The sequence below is a fragment of the Kineococcus radiotolerans SRS30216 = ATCC BAA-149 genome (genome assembly GCF_000017305.1).
Classification (GTDB): domain Bacteria; phylum Actinomycetota; class Actinomycetes; order Actinomycetales; family Kineococcaceae; genus Kineococcus; species Kineococcus radiotolerans.
This window is the reverse complement of sequence record NC_009664.2, coordinates 2,573,257-2,592,697: the sequence shown is the minus strand read 5'-3', so window position 1 is coordinate 2,592,697 and position 19,441 is coordinate 2,573,257. Positions and strand designations below refer to the sequence as shown.

General features: G+C 77.2%; 19 protein-coding genes. 9 read left to right on the top strand and 10 right to left on the bottom strand.

Features of this window, described 5'->3' with window-relative positions; genetic code table 11:
* Positions 1-27: 27 nt before the first annotated feature.
* Positions 28-1,011, bottom strand: a complete 984-nt coding sequence (locus KRAD_RS12390) for an alpha-ketoacid dehydrogenase subunit beta (RefSeq protein WP_012085954.1) — start codon at positions 1,009-1,011, stop codon at positions 28-30.
* Positions 1,011-2,183: a pyruvate dehydrogenase (acetyl-transferring) E1 component subunit alpha gene (gene pdhA, locus KRAD_RS12385; RefSeq protein WP_012085953.1), complete on the bottom strand. Its 1,173-nt coding sequence runs from the start codon at positions 2,181-2,183 to the stop codon at positions 1,011-1,013. The genes KRAD_RS12390 and pdhA overlap by 1 nt, the downstream gene beginning before the upstream one ends.
* 180 nt (positions 2,184-2,363) lie before the next feature.
* Between pdhA and KRAD_RS24375 the strand changes: the two genes are divergently transcribed.
* Together KRAD_RS24375 and KRAD_RS12375 are read left to right on the top strand one after the other, a co-directional pair.
* Positions 2,364-2,795, top strand: coding sequence for a hypothetical protein (locus KRAD_RS24375; protein WP_012085952.1), 432 nt, complete (start codon positions 2,364-2,366; stop codon positions 2,793-2,795).
* An 8-nt stretch (positions 2,796-2,803) separates the two neighbouring features.
* On the top strand, positions 2,804-3,016 hold the full coding sequence (locus KRAD_RS12375) for a helix-turn-helix transcriptional regulator (RefSeq protein WP_012085951.1): 213 nt from the start codon (positions 2,804-2,806) through the stop codon (positions 3,014-3,016).
* Here KRAD_RS12375 and hisC read toward each other — a convergent pair.
* The 3 genes from hisC to KRAD_RS12360 are packed head-to-tail and all read right to left on the bottom strand — an operon-like array spanning position 2,986 to position 6,043.
* Positions 2,986-4,116: a histidinol-phosphate transaminase gene (gene hisC, locus KRAD_RS12370; RefSeq protein ID WP_012085950.1), complete on the bottom strand. Its 1,131-nt coding sequence runs from the start codon at positions 4,114-4,116 to the stop codon at positions 2,986-2,988. The genes KRAD_RS12375 and hisC overlap by 31 nt on opposite strands.
* Before the next feature lie 5 nt (positions 4,117-4,121).
* Positions 4,122-5,768, bottom strand: coding sequence for a hypothetical protein (locus KRAD_RS12365; RefSeq protein WP_012085949.1), 1,647 nt, complete (start codon positions 5,766-5,768; stop codon positions 4,122-4,124).
* A complete protein-coding gene (locus KRAD_RS12360) occupies positions 5,765-6,043 on the bottom strand; it encodes a WXG100 family type VII secretion target (protein ID WP_041292064.1) in 279 nt (92 codons plus the stop codon). Before KRAD_RS12360 ends, KRAD_RS12365 begins: the two co-directional genes overlap by 4 nt.
* Positions 6,044-6,107: 64 nt before the next feature.
* On the opposite strand from KRAD_RS12360, the gene KRAD_RS12355 reads away from it, so the two are divergent.
* Genes KRAD_RS12355 through KRAD_RS12330 form a run of 6 tightly spaced genes read left to right on the top strand, consistent with a single transcriptional unit; the run spans position 6,108 to position 12,177 of the window.
* Entirely contained in the window at positions 6,108-6,950 is an 843-nt protein-coding gene (locus KRAD_RS12355; RefSeq protein WP_012085948.1) for a fructosamine kinase family protein, read from the top strand.
* Between the two features lie 23 nt (positions 6,951-6,973).
* Positions 6,974-7,540 carry a molybdenum cofactor biosysynthesis protein gene (locus KRAD_RS12350; protein ID WP_041292063.1) on the top strand — a complete coding sequence of 189 codons (567 nt, stop codon included), beginning with the start codon at positions 6,974-6,976 and terminating at the stop codon, positions 7,538-7,540.
* A 36-nt stretch (positions 7,541-7,576) separates the two neighbouring features.
* On the top strand, positions 7,577-7,774 hold the full coding sequence (locus KRAD_RS12345; RefSeq protein WP_012085946.1) for a hypervirulence associated TUDOR domain-containing protein: 198 nt from the start codon (positions 7,577-7,579) through the stop codon (positions 7,772-7,774).
* A 40-nt stretch (positions 7,775-7,814) separates the two neighbouring features.
* Positions 7,815-9,227, top strand: coding sequence for an adenylosuccinate lyase (gene purB / locus KRAD_RS12340; RefSeq protein WP_012085945.1), 1,413 nt, complete (start codon positions 7,815-7,817; stop codon positions 9,225-9,227).
* Between the two features lie 4 nt (positions 9,228-9,231).
* Complete coding sequence (locus KRAD_RS12335) at positions 9,232-10,260, top strand: zinc-binding dehydrogenase (RefSeq protein WP_012085944.1); 1,029 nt, start codon at positions 9,232-9,234, stop codon at positions 10,258-10,260.
* A 36-nt stretch (positions 10,261-10,296) separates the two neighbouring features.
* On the top strand, positions 10,297-12,177 hold the full coding sequence (locus tag KRAD_RS12330; protein ID WP_012085943.1) for a cation:proton antiporter domain-containing protein: 1,881 nt from the start codon (positions 10,297-10,299) through the stop codon (positions 12,175-12,177).
* A 21-nt stretch (positions 12,178-12,198) separates the two neighbouring features.
* Here KRAD_RS12330 and KRAD_RS12325 read toward each other — a convergent pair whose 3' ends face one another.
* Together KRAD_RS12325 and KRAD_RS24370 are read right to left on the bottom strand one after the other, a co-directional pair.
* Positions 12,199-13,518 carry an alpha/beta hydrolase family protein gene (locus KRAD_RS12325; RefSeq protein ID WP_049821186.1) on the bottom strand — a complete coding sequence of 440 codons (1,320 nt, stop codon included), beginning with the start codon at positions 13,516-13,518 and terminating at the stop codon, positions 12,199-12,201.
* Between the two features lie 35 nt (positions 13,519-13,553).
* A complete protein-coding gene (locus KRAD_RS24370; protein ID WP_012085941.1) occupies positions 13,554-15,296 on the bottom strand; it encodes a GGDEF domain-containing protein in 1,743 nt (580 codons plus the stop codon).
* A gap of 216 nt (positions 15,297-15,512) precedes the next feature.
* Between KRAD_RS24370 and KRAD_RS12315 the strand changes: the two genes are divergently transcribed.
* The gene (locus tag KRAD_RS12315) at positions 15,513-16,130 is read left to right on the top strand and encodes a hypothetical protein (RefSeq protein WP_041292062.1); all 618 of its coding nucleotides are present in this window, start codon (positions 15,513-15,515) and stop codon (positions 16,128-16,130) included.
* Here KRAD_RS12315 and cls read toward each other — a convergent pair.
* The 3 genes from cls to KRAD_RS12300 are packed head-to-tail and all read right to left on the bottom strand — an operon-like array spanning position 16,111 to position 19,272.
* Entirely contained in the window at positions 16,111-17,586 is a 1,476-nt protein-coding gene (gene cls / locus KRAD_RS12310; protein WP_012085939.1) for a cardiolipin synthase, read from the bottom strand. The two genes, KRAD_RS12315 and cls, sit on opposite strands and share 20 nt — an antisense overlap.
* Entirely contained in the window at positions 17,586-18,236 is a 651-nt protein-coding gene (locus KRAD_RS12305; protein WP_012085938.1) for a VOC family protein, read from the bottom strand. The genes cls and KRAD_RS12305 overlap by 1 nt, the downstream gene beginning before the upstream one ends.
* Before the next feature lie 13 nt (positions 18,237-18,249).
* Positions 18,250-19,272, bottom strand: coding sequence for a ketopantoate reductase family protein (locus tag KRAD_RS12300; RefSeq protein ID WP_012085937.1), 1,023 nt, complete (start codon positions 19,270-19,272; stop codon positions 18,250-18,252).
* Between the last annotated feature and the right edge of the window lie 169 nt (positions 19,273-19,441).

The window sequence follows — 19,441 nt, the reverse complement described above, 5'->3', positions numbered from 1 at the left end:
TTCGGGGGTCTCGGGGGTTCTGCGGTCTCAGGCGGAGAGCGTCTGCTCGACGGCGTCCAGGACGCGGTCGACCGTGGGGAGGTAGTGCTCCTCCACCCGCGCCACCGGGTAGGGCAGGTGGTACCCGCCCACGCGCTTGACCGGCGCCTCGAGGGAGTAGAAGCAGGACTCCTGGATCCGCGCGGCCAGTTCCGCACCGGGTCCGTGGAACACCGGGGCCTCGGTCACGACGACGAGGCGGCCGGTGCGGCGCACCGACTCCGCGACGGTGTCGACGTCGAGGGGCGAGATCGAGCGCAGGTCGACGACCTCGAGGTCGGTGCCGTCCGCGGCGGCCGCCACGGCCGCGTCGAGGGCCAGCTTGACCGTCGGGCCGTAGCAGACGAGCGTCGCGTCGGTGCCGGGGCGCAGGACCCGCGCCCGGTGCAGCGGGGTGACCTGACCGGGCCCGAGGTCGACGTCGACCTCGCTCTTCTCCCAGTACCGGCGCTCGGGTTCGAGGAACACGACCGGGTCGGCGGAGGCGATGGACTGCTGGACCATCCAGTACGCGTCGTGCGCGGAGCTCGGCATGACGACCCGCAGGCCGGCGGTGTGGGCGAACAGCACCTCGGGGCTCTCGGAGTGGTGCTCCACCGAGCCGATGCCGCCGCCGCTGGGGATGCGCAGGACGACGGGCACCGACAGCCGCCCGCGCGAGCGCGCCCGCAGCTTGGCGAGCTGGGTGGTGATCTGGTTGAAGGCGGGGAACACGAACCCGTTGAACTGGATCTCGCAGACGGGGCGGTACCCGCGCAGCGCCATCCCGATCGCGGTGCCGACGATGCCGGCCTCGGCCAGCGGGGTGTCGATGACGCGGTCCTCGCCGAAGTCCTTCTGCAGGCCGTCGGTCACCCGGAAGACCCCGCCGAGAGCGCCGATGTCCTCCCCCATGAGCAGCACCCGGGGGTCGCGGTCCATCGCCGCGCGCAACCCCGCGTTGATGGCCTTGCCGATCGCCATGGTCACCATCAGGACGCCCCTCCGACCAGTTCCTCCGCGTGGACCTCACGCTCGTGCTGCTCCCAGGCCGCGAGGAACTCGTCGCGCTCGGCGAGGACCTGCGGGTGCGGTTCGGCGTAGGCGTGGTCGAACATCGACACCGGCTGCGGGTCGGGCAGGGCGATGACGCCCGCGCGCAGCCGGGCGGCGAACTCGTCGGCCTCGGCGGCCAGCGCGGCCTCGTACTCGTCGTCGAGGATCCCCTCGGCGCGCAGGTAGGTGCGGAACCGGTCGATCGGGTCCTTCTCCCGCCAGGCCTCGGTCTCGGCGGAGAGGCGGTAGCGGGTGGGGTCGTCGGCGGTGGTGTGCGCGCCCATGCGGTAGGTGAAGGCCTCGACGAAGGTCGGGCCGCCGCCGCTGCGGGCCCGTTCCAGGGCGGCGCGGGTGACGGCGAGGACGGCGAGGACGTCGTTGCCGTCGACGAGGACCCCGGGCATCCCGGCCCCCTCGGCCCGCTTGTGCAGCGGGACGGGCGACTGCCGCGAGACCGGCTCGGAGATGGCCCACTGGTTGTTCTGGCAGAGGAAGACGACGGGGGCCTGGAAGACCGCGGCCCAGTTCAGGGCCTCGGCGGCCTCGCCCTGCGAGGTCGCCCCGTCGCCGAAGTAGGTGATGACGGCGGTGTCGCGCTCGGGGTCGCCGGTGCCGACGGCCCCGTCGCGCTGGACGGCCATGCCGTAGCCGACGGCCGGCAGCATCTGCGCGGCGATGACGAGGGTGTAGGGGTGGACGCGCTGCTCGGCCGGGTCCCAGCCGCCGTGGTCGACCCCGCGGAAGATGCTGAGGATGTCGACGGGGTCGATGCCGCGCCCGAGCACGGCGCCGTGGTCGCGGTAGCTGGGGAAGACCTGGTCCTGGCGGCGGCACGCCGTGGCGGAGCCGACCTGGGCGGCCTCCTGCCCGCGGCTGCCGGGCCACAGCCCGAGCTGGCCCTGGCGCTGGAGGGCCTCGCCCTCGGCGTCGAGGCGGCGCAGCAGGACCATGTCGCGCAGCAGCGCGAGCAGCTCCTCGGGTTCGAGGTCGACCTCGTGCTCGGGGTGGGTGCGGCGCACGCCGTCCGGCCCGAGCAGCTGCACCATGTCGCCCTGCTGCGCCCCTTGGCGCTCACCGGCCCGGTCCGGGCCGACCGCTGCGTCGGTCACGTGGGTTCCTCCGGAGTCTCGGGTGCGGGGCCGCGGTCACGGCGACCAGCGCCAACCTACGGTTCCGTACGTTACGGGAGCGTACGTTACGACGGCGTAGGGAGGAACGCCACACCTGGGGCCCACGGATCCACGTCAAGCACCCTTGACACGAGCGCCCGGGCCCGCCACTCTCGAGTCATGACAAGCGACCTTGACACCACCGGCTCGCCGCGGTCCAGCGCCGGCGACCGCGCCCGGACCCGCGCCTACGCCCGCGACTTCTTCCCCGCCATCGCCGGCTACGTCGTCGCCGTCGTGGCCGTGGGCGTGTGGGGCGACCTGGACGGGGACGGCCCCTGGCGCTACGCGTGGGCCCTGCTGCCCGTCCTGCCCGCCGCGCTGCTCGTGCGCGCCGTCGCCCGCGGGATCCGCCGCTCCGACGAGTACGCCCGCCTCCTGCAGCTGGGCGCCCTCGCGGTCTCGTTCGCGGCGACCATGCTCGCCTGCGTGCTGCTCGGGATGCTGACGATCGCCGGCCTGCCGCTGCCGGCGCAGCTGCTGCCGTGGCTGCTGTTCGCCGCGGGCATGCTGAGCTGGATCGTGGCCGCCGCCGTCACCGCGCGGCGCTGAGGTCCCCCGTGGACAACCGCATCCGGGCCCTGCGCACCGAGCGCGGCTGGACCCAGGCCGCCCTGGCCGACCTGCTCGACGTGTCCCGGCAGACCGTGAACGCCCTGGAGACCGGCCGCTACGACCCCAGCCTGCCGCTGGCCTTCCGGCTGGCGAGGCTGCTCGAGCGCCCCATCGAGGAGATCTTCGTCTACGACGAGACGTCGGCCCCCGCGCGCTGACCCGGCGCCAGCAGGGTCGCGGCGACCCGCAGGAGACGGTCGTTGGCGGCGGTCTCGGCGACGGTGACCCGGATCCCGGCACCGGCGAACGGGCGCACGGCCAGCCCCTCCGCGCCGAACGCCCCGGCGAGCTCCACCGCGCGCTCCCCCACCGGCAGCCACAGGAAGTTGCCCTGCGCGTCCGGCACGTCCCAGCCCTGCTCGCGCAGCCCCGCCACCACCCGGTTGCGCTCCGCCACCAGCGTCGCGACGCGCTCCAGCAGCTCCGCCTCGGCGGCGGTCTGCAACGAGGCCACGACCGCGGCCTGGGCGATGGCCGAGACGCCGAACGGCGTCGCGGACCGGCGCAGGGTCGAGGCGACCTCGGGGTGGGCCAGCGCCACCCCCACCCGCAGGCCCGCCAGCCCGTACGCCTTGGAGAAGGTCCGCAGCACGACCAGGTTCGGGTGCTCGCGCCACAGCTCCACCCCGTCGGGCACCTCGGGGTCGTCGACGAACTCCCGGTAGGCCTCGTCCAGGACGACCAGCACGTCCCGCGGCACCGCGGCCAGGAACCGCTCGAGCTCAGCCCGGCGCAGGGCCGGGCCGGTCGGGTTGTTCGGCGAGCACAGGATGACCAGCCGGGTCCGCTCGGTGATCGCGGCGAGCATCGCGGGCAGGTCGTGGCGCGCGTCGGCGGTGAGCGGGACCTCCACCGCCGTCGCGTCCGCGATCGCCGCGGTGATCGGGTACGCCTCGAAGGCCCGCCACGCGTAGACGACCTCGTCGCCGGGGGCGCAGGTGATCTCGGCCAGCTGCGCCAGCAGCCGGACGCTGCCGGTGGCCGTCGCGAGGTCCTCCACGCCCACCCCCCACCGCGTCGCGACGGCGGCGAGCATCGCGCCCGCCGTCGGGTCGGGGTAGCGGTTGACCGTGGCCGCGGCCCGGGCGATCGCGGTGAGCACGCTCGGCAGCGGCGGGAAGGGGTTCTCGTTGGAGGACAGCTTGAAGACCTCCAGCCCCGCGCGGGCCACCGCCGGCTTCCCCGCCACGTAGGCGGGGACTCCGGCCATGTTCGCCCGCAACCGCGGGACCGCAGGGGTGCTGGGGGTCGTCGTCATGCCCGTCAGCGTACGGAGGCCACCACCCCGGCCCCCCCGGCCCCCTCGACCCGCTCCGCCCGGTAGTCGAACACCTCCACCGCGGCCCCGGGGGCGTCGAGGAAGGCGCTCGCGGAGTCCCGGAACCCCCGCAGCGCCGGGTCGGGGGAGGCGTCCACGAGCTGCGCCGTGCGCAGGTAGGAGGACCACTCGTGGGCGGTCAGCGGGTCCCGCGCCACGTCGGCGGCGAACCGGGGGTCGTCGGTGACGTCGCGGGCGACGACGACCCGGTGCCGCGAACCGCGGGCGGCCTCCCCGTCCAGGGCGGGGACGAGGTCGCCGGTGTGCTCCAGGGACAGCACGCGCACGGTGGCCGGGACCTCGAACCCGTCGATCGGCGACCCGGCGGTCACGACGTGGGTGACGGCGAACTCCGCCCGCACGGCCGGGTCGGCGGCCAGCGCCGCGGCGGTCAGCCCGCCCTGGCTGTGCCCGGCGATCAGGACGGGCTCACCGGCCCCGACCCCGGCCCGGCGCATGGCCTGAACGACGGCGTCGGCGGTGGCGGTGGGCTGCCCGGCCACCGCCCGCAGGTTCGTCGTGAGGTCCATCGGGGTCCCGCCCGCGGCGGGGAGCGGGGTCCAGTCCTGGGTGCCGGGGACCTCCACGATCCAGGCGACGCGGCCGTCGGCCCCGGTGATCCGCTCCAGCCGCACCCCGCCGGGCCCCGGGGTGCCGGCGGGGGCCAGGCGCCCGCCGACGGAGGCCTGCCCCGCGTAGCCGGTGGACTGGTGGGCGACCCCGTCGAGGACCTCGGCCACCCCGCGCGGGGGCCGGGACGGCGTCGCCCGGGCCCCGGGCAGGGGCTGCACGCGCACCGCCGTCTCGCGGAACAGCGGGGACACCGCGCCGAGGGCGGTGAGGGTGCCCGCGACCCCCGCCACCCCGCCGGCGGCGGTGGCCTCCGGGGCCAGCACCCCGGCCGCGACCCCGAGCAGCGGGGCGCGCTCCTCCACCGCGTCGAGCAGGTGCGGGGTGCCCGCCACGACCTGCTCGGCGACCTCGGGGTGGGCCAGCACGAACCGGCCCACCCCGGCGAGGTCGGCGCGGACCTCGTCGTCGACCGCCCCGAACCGCGCGCGGGCGTCGCGGCCCAGGGCGGTGGGGTCGACGCGTCCCGTCGTCACCACCTGCTCCACGGCCCCGGCCAGCACCCGCTGCTCGGCCAGCCGGACCCGCACCAGGACGTCCACCCCCACGAGGGCGGCGGCACCCGCGCTGATCTCGGGGGCGAACTGCACCACCGCCTCGGCCACGGCCCGCCGGGCCAGGGCGAGCGCCGCGTCGGCGACCTCGTCGCCCACCCGGTAGCGCAGCGCCGCGGACTCCACCCGCACGGCGAGCGCGGCCAGCGCGGCCGCCGCCCCCGCGGGGGTGGAGCGCCCCAGGACCAGCGCGCCGAGGGAGGCCGCGACCCCCGCGGCGCTCGCGGGGGCCAGGACGGCCCCGGCCGCGAGCGCCGGGTCGCCGGCGACGGCGAGGACGTCGGCCGTCGTCCCGGCCAGGTCGGCGGCCAGCCGGGCCAGCCGGGCGGCCAGGGCGTCGAGGACGGCCGGGTCGACGGCGAACGCGCCGGTGCCCGTCCCGGCGTCGACGGTGAGGCGGTCGCTCACGGGGTGCCCGCCGCGGCCCCGGCGCGCAGGGACGCCTCGGCCCCCTCGACCGCGCGGGCGTGGGCGCGCAGCGCCGCGGCGGCCTCCTCGCAGGCCGCGGCGACGACCCCGACCTCCCGGGCGACGCGCTCCAGGTGGGCGCGGAAGCGGGCCGCGCCGAGCCCGGTCCACCCGGCCGCGTCGACGCCGGCGAGCTGCTGCTGCACCGCGCGCACCCGGCCCGCGACGTCACCCGTCCGCCGTGCGAGCACGGCCTGCCCCTGTCCGAGGTCCATCCGGTCCTCCCCCTCCTCCGGTGCGGTCCCCGGAACCCTGGCGGGCGGCCCGGCCCGGCGGCGGGTGCGCGGGACCGGCTGTGGAGGCGGGCCCCGGCGTGCCCGCTGTGGGGACCGCGGCGACGATGGGGCCGTGCCGTCGACCTTCGTCAAGCGCGCGCCGGGCGCCCCGCCCGGGGCGCTGGCCGCCGAGGCGGCGGGACTGCGCTGGCTGGCCGCGGCCGGGGGCGTGCGGGTCTGCCCCGTCCTCGAGGTCGCCCCCGACCACCTGGTGCTGGAACGGGTGGAGCCGGTGCGGCCGGCCGCGGCGGACGCCGAGGCGTTCGGGCGCCACCTCGCCGCGACCCACGCCGCGGGGGCGCCCCGCTTCGGCGCCCCGCCGCCCGGGGTGGAGGGGGACGCCTGGATCGCGGCGGCGCCGCTGCCGATGACGACGGCGCCGACCCCCTGGGGCGCGTTCTACGCCGAGCACCGGCTGCGGCCCTACCTGCGCCGCGCGGTGGACGCCGGGACCCTCGACGCCGGCGACGCCCGCGTCGTGGACCGGGTGTGCGAGCGGCTGGCGGCGGAGGACCCCGCGCTGGTCGCGGGGGTGCAGCGCCCGGCGCGCCTGCACGGGGACCTGTGGTCGGGCAACGTGCTGTGGTCGGCCGCGGGCGCGGTCCTGATCGACCCCGCCGCCCACGGCGGGCACCCCGAGACCGACCTGGCGATGCTCGCGCTGTTCGGGCTGCCGCACCTGGAGACGGTGCTGGGCGCCTACGCCGAGGCGGCCGGGACCGCGCCCGGCCGGCGCGAGCGGGTCCCGCTGCACCAGCTGCACCCGCTGCTCGTCCACACCGTCCTCTTCGGCGGCGCGTACGCGGCGCCGGCCCTCGCCGCGGCCCGCGCGGCGGTGGCGCTGTGAGGCCCGGGCGGGAGGACGCGGCCGTGGTCCACGAGCACCCCGTCGAGGTCCTGCACCTGCTCGTCTCGCCCGCGCACGCCTACTTCGGGCGCCCGCGCGAGGGCGCGGCCGACGTGCCGACCCACGACCTCGACGAGGTGGAGGTCGTGGCGGGCAAGGGGATCCGCGGGGACCGGTTCTTCGGCAAGGCCGCCCACATGGACGCCGCGGTCACCTTCCTGGCCGTCGAGGCGTGGGAGGCCGTAGCCCGCGACGTCGGGCTGCCTGGCGTGCCGGACCCGCTGCTGGCCCGGCGCAACCTCGTCGTCCGCGGGGTGGAGCTGGACCCGCTGCGCGGCCACGACTTCGACCTCGTCACCGCGGCGGGGACGGTGACCTTCCACGGCGGTCGCCCCGCCAACCCCTGCGCGTGGATGGACCGGGTCGTCGCCGACGGCGCGTGGAAGGCGATGCGCGGTCGCGGCGGGCTGCGCTGCACCCCGCGCACCGACGGCCGCGTCGCGCGGGGGCCGGGGGTCCTGCGCTCCCCCGTGCCGCTGGACCCCGCCCGGGCCGGGGAGGCCGTCCTGCGCCGCACCCCCCTGCCCTGACGTGCGCGGGCGCCGGACCGGCGGCACGGTGGAGGCATGGACAAGGGCGATCACGTCAGCTGGAAGACCCCCCAGGGCAGGACCGAGGGCGAGGTCGTGGAGGAGAAGACCGAGGACTTCGAGCTGTACGGCAAGACGCGCCGGGCCTCCGAGGACGACCCGCAGGTCGTCGTGAAGAGCGACAAGTCCGGCAAGGAAGCCGCGCACAAGGAGTCCTCCGTCGAGGAGGCCTGATCGACGGGGCCGGGGCAGCGGCCGTGGGACCATTCGGTCCGTGACCGACTCGGCCGTTGCCACCACGCCCGCGACCACCCCCGCCAGCCTGGGCGAGCCCGCGCTCGGCCCGCTCGACGGCCGCTACCGCCGCTCCGTCGCCCCGCTGACCGAGCACCTCTCCGAGGCCGCGCTGAACCGGCGCCGCATCCACGTCGAGGTGGAGTGGCTGGTCTTCCTCGGCACCCACGACGCCGTCCCGGGCGTGCGCCGCCTGACGGACGGGGAGATCGCGTTCCTGCGGGAGCTGCCGCTGCGCTTCGACGCCGACGCGGTCACCGAGCTGGGCGAGATCGAGCGCGTCACCGTCCACGACGTGAAGGCCGTCGAGTACTGGATCAAGCGCCGCCTGGAGGGCACGTCGCTGGCCGACGTCGCCGAGCTCACCCACCTCTTCGCCACCAGCGAGGACATCAACAACCTCTCCTACGCCCTCATGGTGCGCGACGCCGTGGGCGAGGTCTGGCTGCCGGCGGCCACCGGCCTCGTCGACGACGTGGCGCGGATGGCGCGGGAGCTGCGCGACCTGCCGATGCTCTCGCGCACCCACGGCCAGCCCGCGACCCCGACGACGCTGGGCAAGGAGCTCGCCGTCCTCGCCCACCGGCTGCGCCGCCAGCTCAAGCGGATCGCCGCCGCCGAGTACCTCGGCAAGTTCAACGGCGCCACCGGCACCTACGCCGCGCACCGGGCGGCCGTGCCCACGACGGACTGGCCGGCGGTGTCGGAGGAATTCGTCACCGGCCTGGGCCTGACGTGGAACCCGCTGACCACGCAGATCGAGTCCCACGACTGGCAGGCGGAGCTGTACGCCGACGTCTCCCGCTTCGGGCGGGTGCTGCACAACCTCTGCACCGACGTGTGGACCTACATCTCGCTGGGCTACTTCGCCCAGGTCCGCGGGCAGGGCACCGTGGGGTCCTCGACGATGCCGCACAAGGTGAACCCGATCCGGTTCGAGAACGCCGAGGCGAACCTCGAGGTGTCCGGCGGGCTGTTCCGCGTGCTGGAGGAGACCCTCACGACGTCGCGCCTGCAGCGCGACCTCACCGACTCCTCCATGCAGCGCAACATCGGCGTCGCCTTCGGGCACTCCCTGCTGGCGATCGAGAACGCCCAGCGCGGTCTCGCCGGTCTCGACGCCGCCCCCGCCGCGCTCGCCGCCGACCTCGACGGGAACTGGGAGGTCCTCGGCGAGGCCGTCCAGTCGGTGATGCGCGTGCACGGGCTGCCCGAACCCTACGAGCGCCTGAAGGAGCTCACCCGCGGCCGCAAGGTCGACCAGGCGAAGCTGCGCGAGTTCGTCGCGGGCCTCGGCCTGCCCGAGGGCGAGGCGGCGCGGTTGTCGCTCATGACCCCCGGCGACTACACCGGCGACGCCTCCGCACTCGTCGACGTGCTCGACGCGGACTGACCCGGTGCGCGCGGTCCTCGTCGAGGAGTTCGGCGCGGCCCCCCGCCTCGCCGACGTCGCCGACCCCGCCCCGGCCCCGCACGGGGTGGTCGTCGCCGTCCAGGCGACGGGGGTGTGCCGCAGCGACTGGCACGCCTGGCAGGGCCACGACGACGACGTGACCCTGCCGCACGTCCCCGGCCACGAGCTCGCCGGCACGGTCGTCGCGGTGGGTGCGGACGTGCGGGGCCGGCGCGTCGGGGACCGGGTGACGACCCCGTTCGTCACCGCGTGCGGGACCTGCCCGGAGTGCGCGGCGGGGCAGCAGCAGGTGTGCCGCCGCCAGACCCAGCCGGGGTTCACCGGCTGGGGCTCCTTCGCCGAGCTCGTCGCCCTCGACCACGCCGACGTGAACCTCGTCGCCCTGCCCGAGGGGTTCCCCTCCGCCGCCGCCGCGGCGCTGGGCTGCCGGGTCGCGACCGCGTTCCGCGCCGTGACCGACGTCGCGCGCGTGCGCGCCGGGGAGTCCGTCGCCGTCCACGGCGCCGGCGGGGTCGGGTTGTCCGCGATCGCGATCGCCGCGGCCGCGGGAGCCCGGGTCGTCGCCGTCGACCCCTCCCCCGGCGCCCGGGACCTCGCCCTCGCGTTCGGGGCCGAGCACGCCGTCGCGGCCGACGGCGCGGTGGACGCGGTGCGCGAGCTCACCGGAGGCGGGGCGCACGTCTCGATCGACGCCGTCGGCCTGCCCGCCACCTGCGAGGCGTCGGTGCGCTCCCTGCGCCGGCGCGGGCGGCACGTGCAGATCGGGTTGCTGCCCGCCGCGACCGGGGCGCCGCTGGTGCCGATGGACCTCGTCATCGCCGGTGAGCTGCAGGTCCTGGGCAGCCACGGCATGGCCGCCCACGACTACCCGCGCCTGCTCGCCCTCGTCGGGTCGGGCCGGTTCCCGCTGGCCGGGCTCGTCACCCGGGAACTGCCCCTGGAGGCCGGGCCGCGGGCGCTGGCCGAGGTGGGCGCCGCGACGACGGCGGGGATCACCGTCCTGCGTCCCTGACGTCCCCGGGGGCCCCCGAACGCCTAGTCTCCCGGCGTGGAGATCGCGATCGCCCTGGTGGCGCTGACCGTCGGGGTGTGCGTGGTGTCGGCGCTCTGCGACCGCCTCCGGTGGCCGACCCCCCTCGTCCTCGTCGTGGTGGGGGCGGCGGTCTCGCTGGTCCCGGTGGTCCCCGAGTTCAGCCTCGGGCCCGAGCTCGTCCTCAACGGGCTGCTGCCCCCGCTGCTCTACGCCACGACGGCGCGCGCCTCGCTCGTCGACTTCAACCGCAACAAGACCGCGACCCTCCTGCTATCGGTGGTGCTCGTCGTCTTCACCACCCTCGTCGTGGGCTGGACGACGTCCTGGCTGCTGCCCGGGGTGGCGCTGGCCGCGTGCATGGCGCTGGGCGCCGTCGTCGCCCCGCCCGACGCGGTGGCCGCCAGCGCCATCGGCCAGCGCCTCGGGCTGCCCCGGCGGGTGGCGACGCTGCTGGAGGAGGAGAGCCTCCTCAACGACGCCACCGCCCTCATCGCCCTCGCCGCGGCGACCTCCGCCCTCACCTCGGAGCTCTCCCCGCTGCACATCGGCGGGGAGTTCGTCCTCGCCGTGGTCGGCGCGGTCCTCATCGGCGGGGTCGTCGCGGCCGTCCTGGCCCTGGTGCGCACCCGGATCCGCAACCCCGTCCTGGACACCGCCGTCTCCTTCGTCGCGCCCTACCTGGCGTTCCTGCCCGCCGAGGCGCTGCACGTCTCCGGGGTCCTCTCCGTCGTCGTCGCCGGCCTCGCCCTCGCGCACGTCTCCCCGAAGGTGCAGACGGCCGCGTCGCGGGTGGCGGAGGCGCTGAACTGGCGCACCGTCGCGTTCCTCCTGGAGAACGCGGTGTTCCTGCTCATCGGCCTGCAGTTCCCGCTGCTGGTCCGCGGGGCCGCCGACAGCGGGTTCGGCGGGGGGCGGATCCTGCTGGTCTGCGCGGGGGTCCTCGTCGCCACCGTCGCGGCGCGCTTCGCCTTCGTCTTCGCCGTCGCCGGCATCCTCACCGCCGTCCCGCCCTGGCGGCGCAAGGCGTGGCCGGGCGCGGTGTCGGTGCTGGTGTCCTGGGCCGGGATGCGCGGCGTCGTCACCCTCGCCGCCGCGCAGCTCATCCCCGAGGACGTACCCGGCCGCGACGTCCTCCTGCTCGCGGCCTTCGCCGTCGTCGTGGGGACCCTGCTCGTCCAGGGCCTGAGCCTGCCCTGGGTGGTGCGCCGCGTCGGGCTGCCGGCCCCCGACCCCGCCCAGGACGCGCTGCAGGCCGCCGCCCTCGGTGACGCCGCCTCCGCCGCCGGGCTCCGCCGCCTCGACGAGCTGCTCACCGGGGACGAACCCCGCCACGTGGTGGGGCAGCTGCGGAAGCGCTCGAAGTCCCGCTCGCACGCGGCCTGGGAACGCCTCGGCCGCCCCGAGGCCGACGTCTCGACCCCCTCCGCGGTCTACACGCGGCTGCGGCTGGAGATGCTCGCCGCCGAGCGCGCCGTCGTCGTGGAGGCCCGCGACCGCGGCACCGCCGAACCGGAGGTGCTGCAGCGGGCGCTGGCCGACGTCGACTTCGAGGAGGCGCTGCTGGACCGCCTCGACGACCTCGAACCGCTGGCGGCCGACCGCCGCCTCGGCGGCGCGAGCGACGGGGGCTGCGCCCACCTGCGCACCGCCGGCACCCGCGACGACGCCACCGCCCGCTGGGGCGGGCCCCCCACCGAGTGCGCCGAGTGCGTGGCCGTGGGCGCGACCTGGGTCCACCTGCGCACCTGCCTGGCCTGCGGCCACACCGGCTGCTGCGACTCCTCCGAGCTGCGCCACTCCCGCGCGCACTTCGCGGGGACCGCGCACCCGGCGATCGTCAGCGCCGAACCCGGCGAGGCGTGGCGCTGGTGCTGGGTGGACGAGGAGCTCGGCTGAGCGGCGCGCTCGCGCTGGCCGTCACCGCGGCCCGAGCACGTCGGCGAGGAACTCCTCCGTCGCGCGCGCCGTCGCGGCGACGGCCCCCTCCCGCCCGAGCGAGCCCACCAGGCCCGGCAGCGGCGGCAGGAACAGCGGCGCGTCGGTGAACGTCAGGTGCGAGGCGCCCGCGACCTCCACGACCCGGGCGTCGGGGGATCCCGCCGTCACCGCCTCCACGGCGCGGGCGTAGCGGGCGTCGGCGCCGGGGTCGCCCGTGCCCCGCCCCGCGACCAGGACGAGGACCGGGACGTCGAGCCCGTCCGCGCCGCGGGGGAACCCGTCGAGGTCGACGACCGCGTCGACGCGCTCGTCCTGCGCCGCGGCCCGCAGCGCGGCGGCCCCGCCGAGGGAGTGCCCGGCCGCGGCGACGGCCCCGAGGTCGAGGTGCCCGCCCAGGAGCCGGTCCGCGCTGTCGCGGCGGGCGAGCTCGTCGAGGGCGGACCGGAGCTGCTGCGCCCGGACCCCCACCCGGCGGTCGGCGTCGGCCTGGTCCCGGGCGTCGTCCCCGCTGCCGCCGGCCGTGGAGGTCACGGCCTCCCCCTCCGGCCCCACCACGACGGCGGAGTCGCACGGGTGGTCCAGGGCGACGACGACGCGGCCGCGGCTGGCCAGGTCGGTGGCCCAGGCGGAGTTCTGCCGGCGGACGCCGAGGTTGCCGGGGGAGAACAGGACCACGGGGAACCGGCCCGCGGCCACCGGGGTCCCGGGCACCGCGCGCCCGCGCCCGACGGCGGCCTCCCGCAGCAGGACCGGCGGGACGCCGAACGCGTCGGCCAGGGCGGCCGAGACCCGACGGGCCTCGTCGCGGTCGCGGCCCAGGTAGGGCCCGGGGTCGCCCCCGGCGGCCGCCGCCGGGTACCAGACCTGGGCGAGGAGACCGGACGCCGGGCAGTCCGTCGCCGGCCCCGCCCAGGCGATCTCGCCGACCCCCACCGGGTGCGGGCCGGAGGGGACGGGCAGGCGCAGGGGCGGGAACGCCCGCACCGCGACCGACCCCGCCCCCACCGCGAGCACCGCGGCGGCGCCCAGCAGGACCCGCGGCCCGCGCCGGCCGCGCCGGGCGCTCCGGGCCCCGGCCGGGAGGGCGAGGAGGACGGCCGCGGCCAGGGGCGCCACCTGCCAGCGCGGGCCGCCGTCCAGCGACGTGACGACCGCGCCGGCGAGCACCACGGCCGCGGCGGCCAGCAGCAGGACCCGGGTCGCGGGGTGGGGGCGGGAACGCACCGCCCGCCACAGCGCGGCCCCCGCGCACCCCGCGGCGCCCAGCACCGTCGTCCACGTCGCGACGTCCTGCAGCACGCGAGGGAGCCTGCCGGACGCAGGGGCGGGGGGCGTCAGGCCACGGGTGGACCTCGCCACGGGGACCGTCCGACCAGGGGCCCACCCGGCGACGGCACCGCCGGGACGGGCGGGGGGACGGGCGGGGGGACCCGGCCGCCGTCGACGGCCCCGGCCGCCCGGCGGCGCTTGCAGTCGTACATCGCGAGGTCGGCCCGCTTGAGCACCGCCGAGAGGTTCCCGTCCCACCCGTCCGGGTCGATGCCGGCCGCGCCCACGGACGTCCCGACGGTGACCGTGACGCCGCCGGTGAGCTCCAGGGGCGCGGAGACCTCGTCCTCCAGCCGCCGCAGCACCGCCCGCGTCTCCGCCGTCCCCGGGCCGCCGGTGCCGAGCAGGACGACGAACTCGTCCCCGCCGAAGCGGGCGACGACACCGCACCCGGCCACCACGCGCGCGCACCGCCGGACCACGGCGCGCAGGACCTCGTCGCCCGCGTCGTGGCCGAAGGTGTCGTTGACGGCCTTGAAGCCGTCCAGGTCCAGCAGGGCCAGGGTCCACCCCGCCCCGGACCCGGCCCGGGGGGAGGCGGGCAGGTGCCGCCGGACGTGGGCGGTGAGACCGCGCCGGCTGTAGGCGCCGGTGAGCTCGTCGCGCTCCGCGGCCGCCGCCCGCCGCCCGTCGCGCTGGGCGTGCACCACCTGCCGGCCCGCCTGCAGCAGCGACAGGGCCACCGCGACGACCACGGTGCCCAGGGTCGCCGGGCCGAGCCCGGACCCGGTGGGCGCAGCGCCGGTGAACGCGGCGCGCACGGCGGGCGCCCCGACGGCACCGGGGCTCCCGGCGGCCCCCGCGACGAGCTGGGCGGTGCTCACCGCGAGGAGCACCGCGGGGGCGGCGACCCGGACGGCCACGAGCGCCGCCACCACCAGGTGCGGGTGGGTGCGGCGGGGCGGCGGGGGCAGGCAGCCCCCCGCCGGACCCGCCTCCGGGGTGCGCAGCGCGGTGAACACCAGGACGAGGAAGCCGCCGACGGAGAAGGTGAAGCCGGCCCGCCCCACGGCCACGGACGCGCCCGTCATGCTGAGCACGACGGCGGCGTCCGCGAGGGCCAGGGCGATCACGCCGGCGACGGTGCCGGTCAGCAGGCGCATCTCCCGCGCCTGCGGGCGGCGCACCCGGCCCGCGGCCTGCAGCCACAGGGCGAGGGCCGCGGCGGCGAGGACGACGTCGCAGAAGCAGAACAGCGAGTAGGACTTCCCGTCGTCGACGACACCCCCGAGCGGGGTGGTCACCAGCAGCAGGGCGGTGGTGCAGGCCAGCGCCTGCGCCGGGGAGAGGACTCCGCGACCGCCGAACGCGGCCGGCGCCCAGCGCCGGGTGGGCTCGCGCAGCGGCGGGGCGGCGTGGACGAGCAGCAGCGCCAGGACGAGGTAGCGCAGGACGTAGAGGGTGACGGTCACGCCGGGTTCGACGTCGCCGCCGAGGTAGCTCAGCCCGGTGGGGTCGACGACGAGCAGCCAGTACGCGTCGCCCAGGGTGGTCAGGGCCACGAACGCGGTCAGCAGCCGCAACGCCCGGCGGCTGCGGGCGCCGGGGGCCCACAACCCGGCCACGATCCCCACGACGACGCCGGTGCCCTCGACGAGCAGCAGGGTCGCGTCGAGGGACCCGGTGAAGCGGGACTGCAGCCACGTCCACATCACGACCGAGGTGACGAGGGTCGGCACCGCGAACCACCGCCGGTCCGGGGTCCGGCGCCGCGCCGCGCCCCCGGTCCCCGCCCCGTCCTCGCGCACCCGTCCCGCTCCCCACCCGCACCCGTGGCGCCCCTCGCCGCGGCCCGGCCGGCGCGCGGTCCGCGCGCACCGGTCACCGGCCGGCGGTGGCCCGAGCTCCGTCCCAGCGTGCCACCGGGGACCCCCCGGGGGTGCCGGAACGGCGGGATCACCCCGTCCCGGCCCCGGGTGGCGGTCGCCCCGGCGCGCCCGCGCGGGCCGTGCCACCGTGCAGGGGTGCTCCTCTACGCCGACCGTCCCGCCCACCGCTCCCGGCAGCTGGCCGCCGACGGCGCGTGGCTGCTCCTGGTCGTCCTCTCCGTCGTGGCCGGGCGCGCCGTCCACGGCGCCGCGGCCTCCGTCGCGGCCCCGGCGCGCGGCTTCTCCGCCGGGTCCCGCGACCTCGCCGGGCGGCTGTCGGCCGCGGGGGACGCCGCGTCGGGCACCCCGCTGATCGGGGACGACCTGGCGGGCGTCCTGGGCTCCTCCGCCGCCAGCGCGTCCTCGCTGGCGCGGGCGGCGGACGCGCAGGTGCGCTCCGCGCTGGAGCTGGCCACGCTGCTCGGGGTCCTCACCGCGCTGGTGCCGATCGCGCTGGTCACCGCGGTGCGCCTGCTCCAGCGCGTCCGCTGGGCCCGGGCCGCGCGGCGGGCCCGCGGGCTGTCGGCCTCCCCGGCCGGGGAGCGGGTCCTGGCCCTGCGCGCGCTGCAGCGGCGCGCGCCGGAGCAGCTCCTCGCCGTGCACCCCGACCCCGCCGCCGCCTGGCAGGCCCAGGACCCCGCCGCGGTGCGGGCGCTGGCCGACCTGGAGCTGCGAGCCCTGGGGGTGGAGCGCCCTACTGCAGCGCGGAGGTGAGGCGGGAGAGGTTCTCCTTGATGACCTGCCACCGGGGGCGGGCCAGCCACTGCTCCAGGGTGAGCTCGGTGCACTTCGCGCGGTACTCGTCCTCGACCCGGCGCAGGTCGTCGGCGAACTCGCGCCCGCACACCATGAGCGTCAGCTCCAGGTCCAGCAGGAACGAGCGCATGTCCATGTTGGAGGACCCGATGACGGCGACCTCGTCGTCGATCGTCATGTGCTTGGCGTGCAGGACGTACGGCGCGGGGTAGCGGTGGATCCGCACGCCGGCCCGCAGCAGGTCCTCGTAGTAGGAGCACTCGGCGTAGTGCACGAAGAACTGGTCGCCGTACTCGGAGACGAAGAGCTCGACGTCGACCCCGCGCTCGGCGGCCGTCGTGATGGCCGACAGCATCGACTCGTCGGGCACGAAGTAGGGGCTGGTGATGGAGATGCGCCGCTGGGCGGCGTACAGCAGGGAGTTGAACAGCTTGAGGTTGTTCTCCCCGTCGAACCCGGGGCCGCTGGGCACGACCTGGCACTCCAGCCGTCCCGGGGAGCCGACCGGGGAGACCTCGGGGCGTTCGGTCTGCAGCAGCTCGTCGGTCTCGGAGTACCAGTCGGTGATGAACATGGCCTCGACGCCGGCGACGACCGGCCCCTCCAGGCGCACCATGAGGTCCTGCCACTGCAGCCCGCGCCGCACGTTGGAGCGCTTGTTGTAGCTGCGGTCCAGCACGTTCTGCGACCCCAGCCAGGCGACCTCCCCGTCGACGACGAGGAGCTTGCGGTGGTTGCGCAGGTCCGGCCGCTGGTACTTCAGCCGGTGCAGCTGCACGGGCAGCATCGGGTGCCACTCCACGCCCATGTCGTCGAGGGAGCGGATCGTGCGCCGGTAGCCGGGGTAGCGCAGGGACCCCAGGTGGTCCAGCAGCAGCCGGACCTTCACCCCGCGCTCGACGGCCCGTTCGAGGGCGGCGAAGAACGGTTCGCTCGTGGGGTCCCGGGTCATGATGTAGAACTCGACGTGGACGTACTCGCGGGCGCCGTCGACGGTGCGGGCCATCGCGCGGATCGCCTCGTCGTACTCGCCCTCGAGGCGGGCCTGGTTCCCCCCGACCAGCGGCATCGACCCGAGGGTGCGGTTGAGCTCCACGACCCCGCTGAGCCACGGCGGCCACGGGTGGTCGGAGGAGACGAGGTCCATGCCCTTGGTGGAGGACAGGATGAGCTCGTTGATCTCCCGCTGCTTGCGCCGCCGGGCGCGGGGCAGCTTGGGGTTGCCGATGAGCAGGAACGCCAGCACCCCCAGGTAGGGGATGAAGAAGATGGCCAGCAGCCAGGCGAGGGCGGAGCTGGGGCGGCGGTTCACCGGGACCACCGCGATCGCGGTGAGGCGCACCACGAGGTCCACGACGAGGAGGGCGAGGGCCGGCGCCGTGATCGAGGGAGCCCAGTCCGGCAGCCAGTCCATCAGATCTCGACGGTCCCGCGGGGGGTCTCGAAGCGGACCGAGCGCAGCCCCGTGCTGCGCGGGCTCCCGACGACGTCGAGCCAGGTGAAGTCGATGCGGTCGGCGGTGAAGTCCGGGGGGAGCCCCAGCCACCCGCGGACGCGGTCGCGCTGCCCGGCGATGGTCAGCCCGGCCAGGCGCGCGCCCCCGGCCGAGCTGATCGCGGAGGGGTGCTGGGTGGGGGGTCCGTCCCACTCGATGAGCAGCGGCAGCTGCGGCTCCTCGCTCAGCGCGGGGGCGCCGATCTGGTGCCAGCGCAGCTCCACGCCGTCGGGGCGGCGGCGGACCCCCTCCTCGGCGGTCTCGCCGAGCCGCGCCGCGTAGGCGGGCAGGTCCTCGACGAGGACGGCCCAGGCGAACCAGCCGCCGCCCTGCTCGGTCCGCTCGCGCACGGCCCGGCCGAAGAGCGCCTTGTCGGCCACCGGGTGGTCCAGCACCTCGACGACCTCGACGTAGCAGCCCAGGGACAGCGGGAGGACGACGTTGCGGGTCCCGAAGCGGGGGTGGGGACCCCCGTCGACGACGCGCACGCCGAGGCGCGCCGCCAGGGACCGGGCGGTCTCCTGCAGCCCCTCGGGCCCCGCGGCGAAGCCGACGTGGTCGACGCGCATGGGTGCCACCCTCTCAGGCCGGGCCCGCGGGGTCCCCGCTGGCCCCCGCCGCCGCCGCGGCGAGCGCGCGCACGTCCCCGACCCCGAACGCGCGGGGTCCCAGGCCCTCGCGGACGGAGGCGTCGGCCAGCACCTGCAGGGCCTCGTTGACGGGGGTGGGGACGCCGTGCTCGCGGCCGAGGCGCACGACCTCGCCGTTGAGCCAGTCGGTCTCGACGGACCCGCCGCGGTGCAGGCTCTGCCAGCTGGAGGAACCCAGCCGCTCGGCGCCGGCCACGGGGGCGGTGCGGAAGCCCAGCGCGGCCAGCTGCGGCAGGGCCGCGGCGCGGTCCAGGGGCGGGGTCCCGGCGGCCCGCAGGACCCGCTCGCCCTCGGCGCGGGCCTCCTCGCGCAGCGCGTCGACGCCCTCCCCCGGCCGGCACACCGCGTCGAGGGCGTTGCCGGTGTTCTCGAGCAGCTTGCCCCGCTTGGCGGCCATGACGTCGTCGCTGACGGCGGTGGCAAACCCGGCCCCGGCGAGGTCGGCGGCGATCTCCTCGACCAGCTCGTCGCGCCCGTGCGGGTAGCGGCCCAGGACGAACCCGCCCGAGACGGGCACCCCCTCCGAGCTGACCACCCCCGGCTCCAGGTGGCTGGCGGGCAGGAACACGCAGGCCCCGACGACACGGCGGAACCAGCGCAGCGCCAGCCGCTCCCCCTCCACGCCGTTCTGGGCGCACACGACGGGCAGCACGTGGCCGGCGGTGGAGCCGCCGACGGGGGCGGCGGCCCAGTCGGCGAGCAGGCCCGAGGCGTCCTGCACCTTCACCGCGAGCACGAGGACGTCGTCGGGGGTGAGGGCGACGTCGGCCGGGGAGCTGGCGACGGGGGCGTTCAGCTCGACGGGCCCGGTCGGGGTCAGCAGGCGGAGCCCCTTCTCCCGCAGGTGGTCCGCGTGCGCGCCGCGGGCGACGAGGACGACCTCGTGGCCGTGCTGGCCGAGGCGCCCGCCGATCGTCCCGCCGATGGCCCCTGCCCCGATCACCACGTAACGCACCGGGGCAGTCAAGCACCGCGGCCCGGTGCCGTCTCCCCGGGGGCGACCGGCCCGCGGCGCGGCGCGGGCGGTGGCGGCGGGCGGGTGGACCGGGCTCCGGGCGGGCCCGGGGACGACCCGGGGTCCCCGGTCCGGGTCCGCGCCGCGACCTGTGGACGGGCGCGGGCCG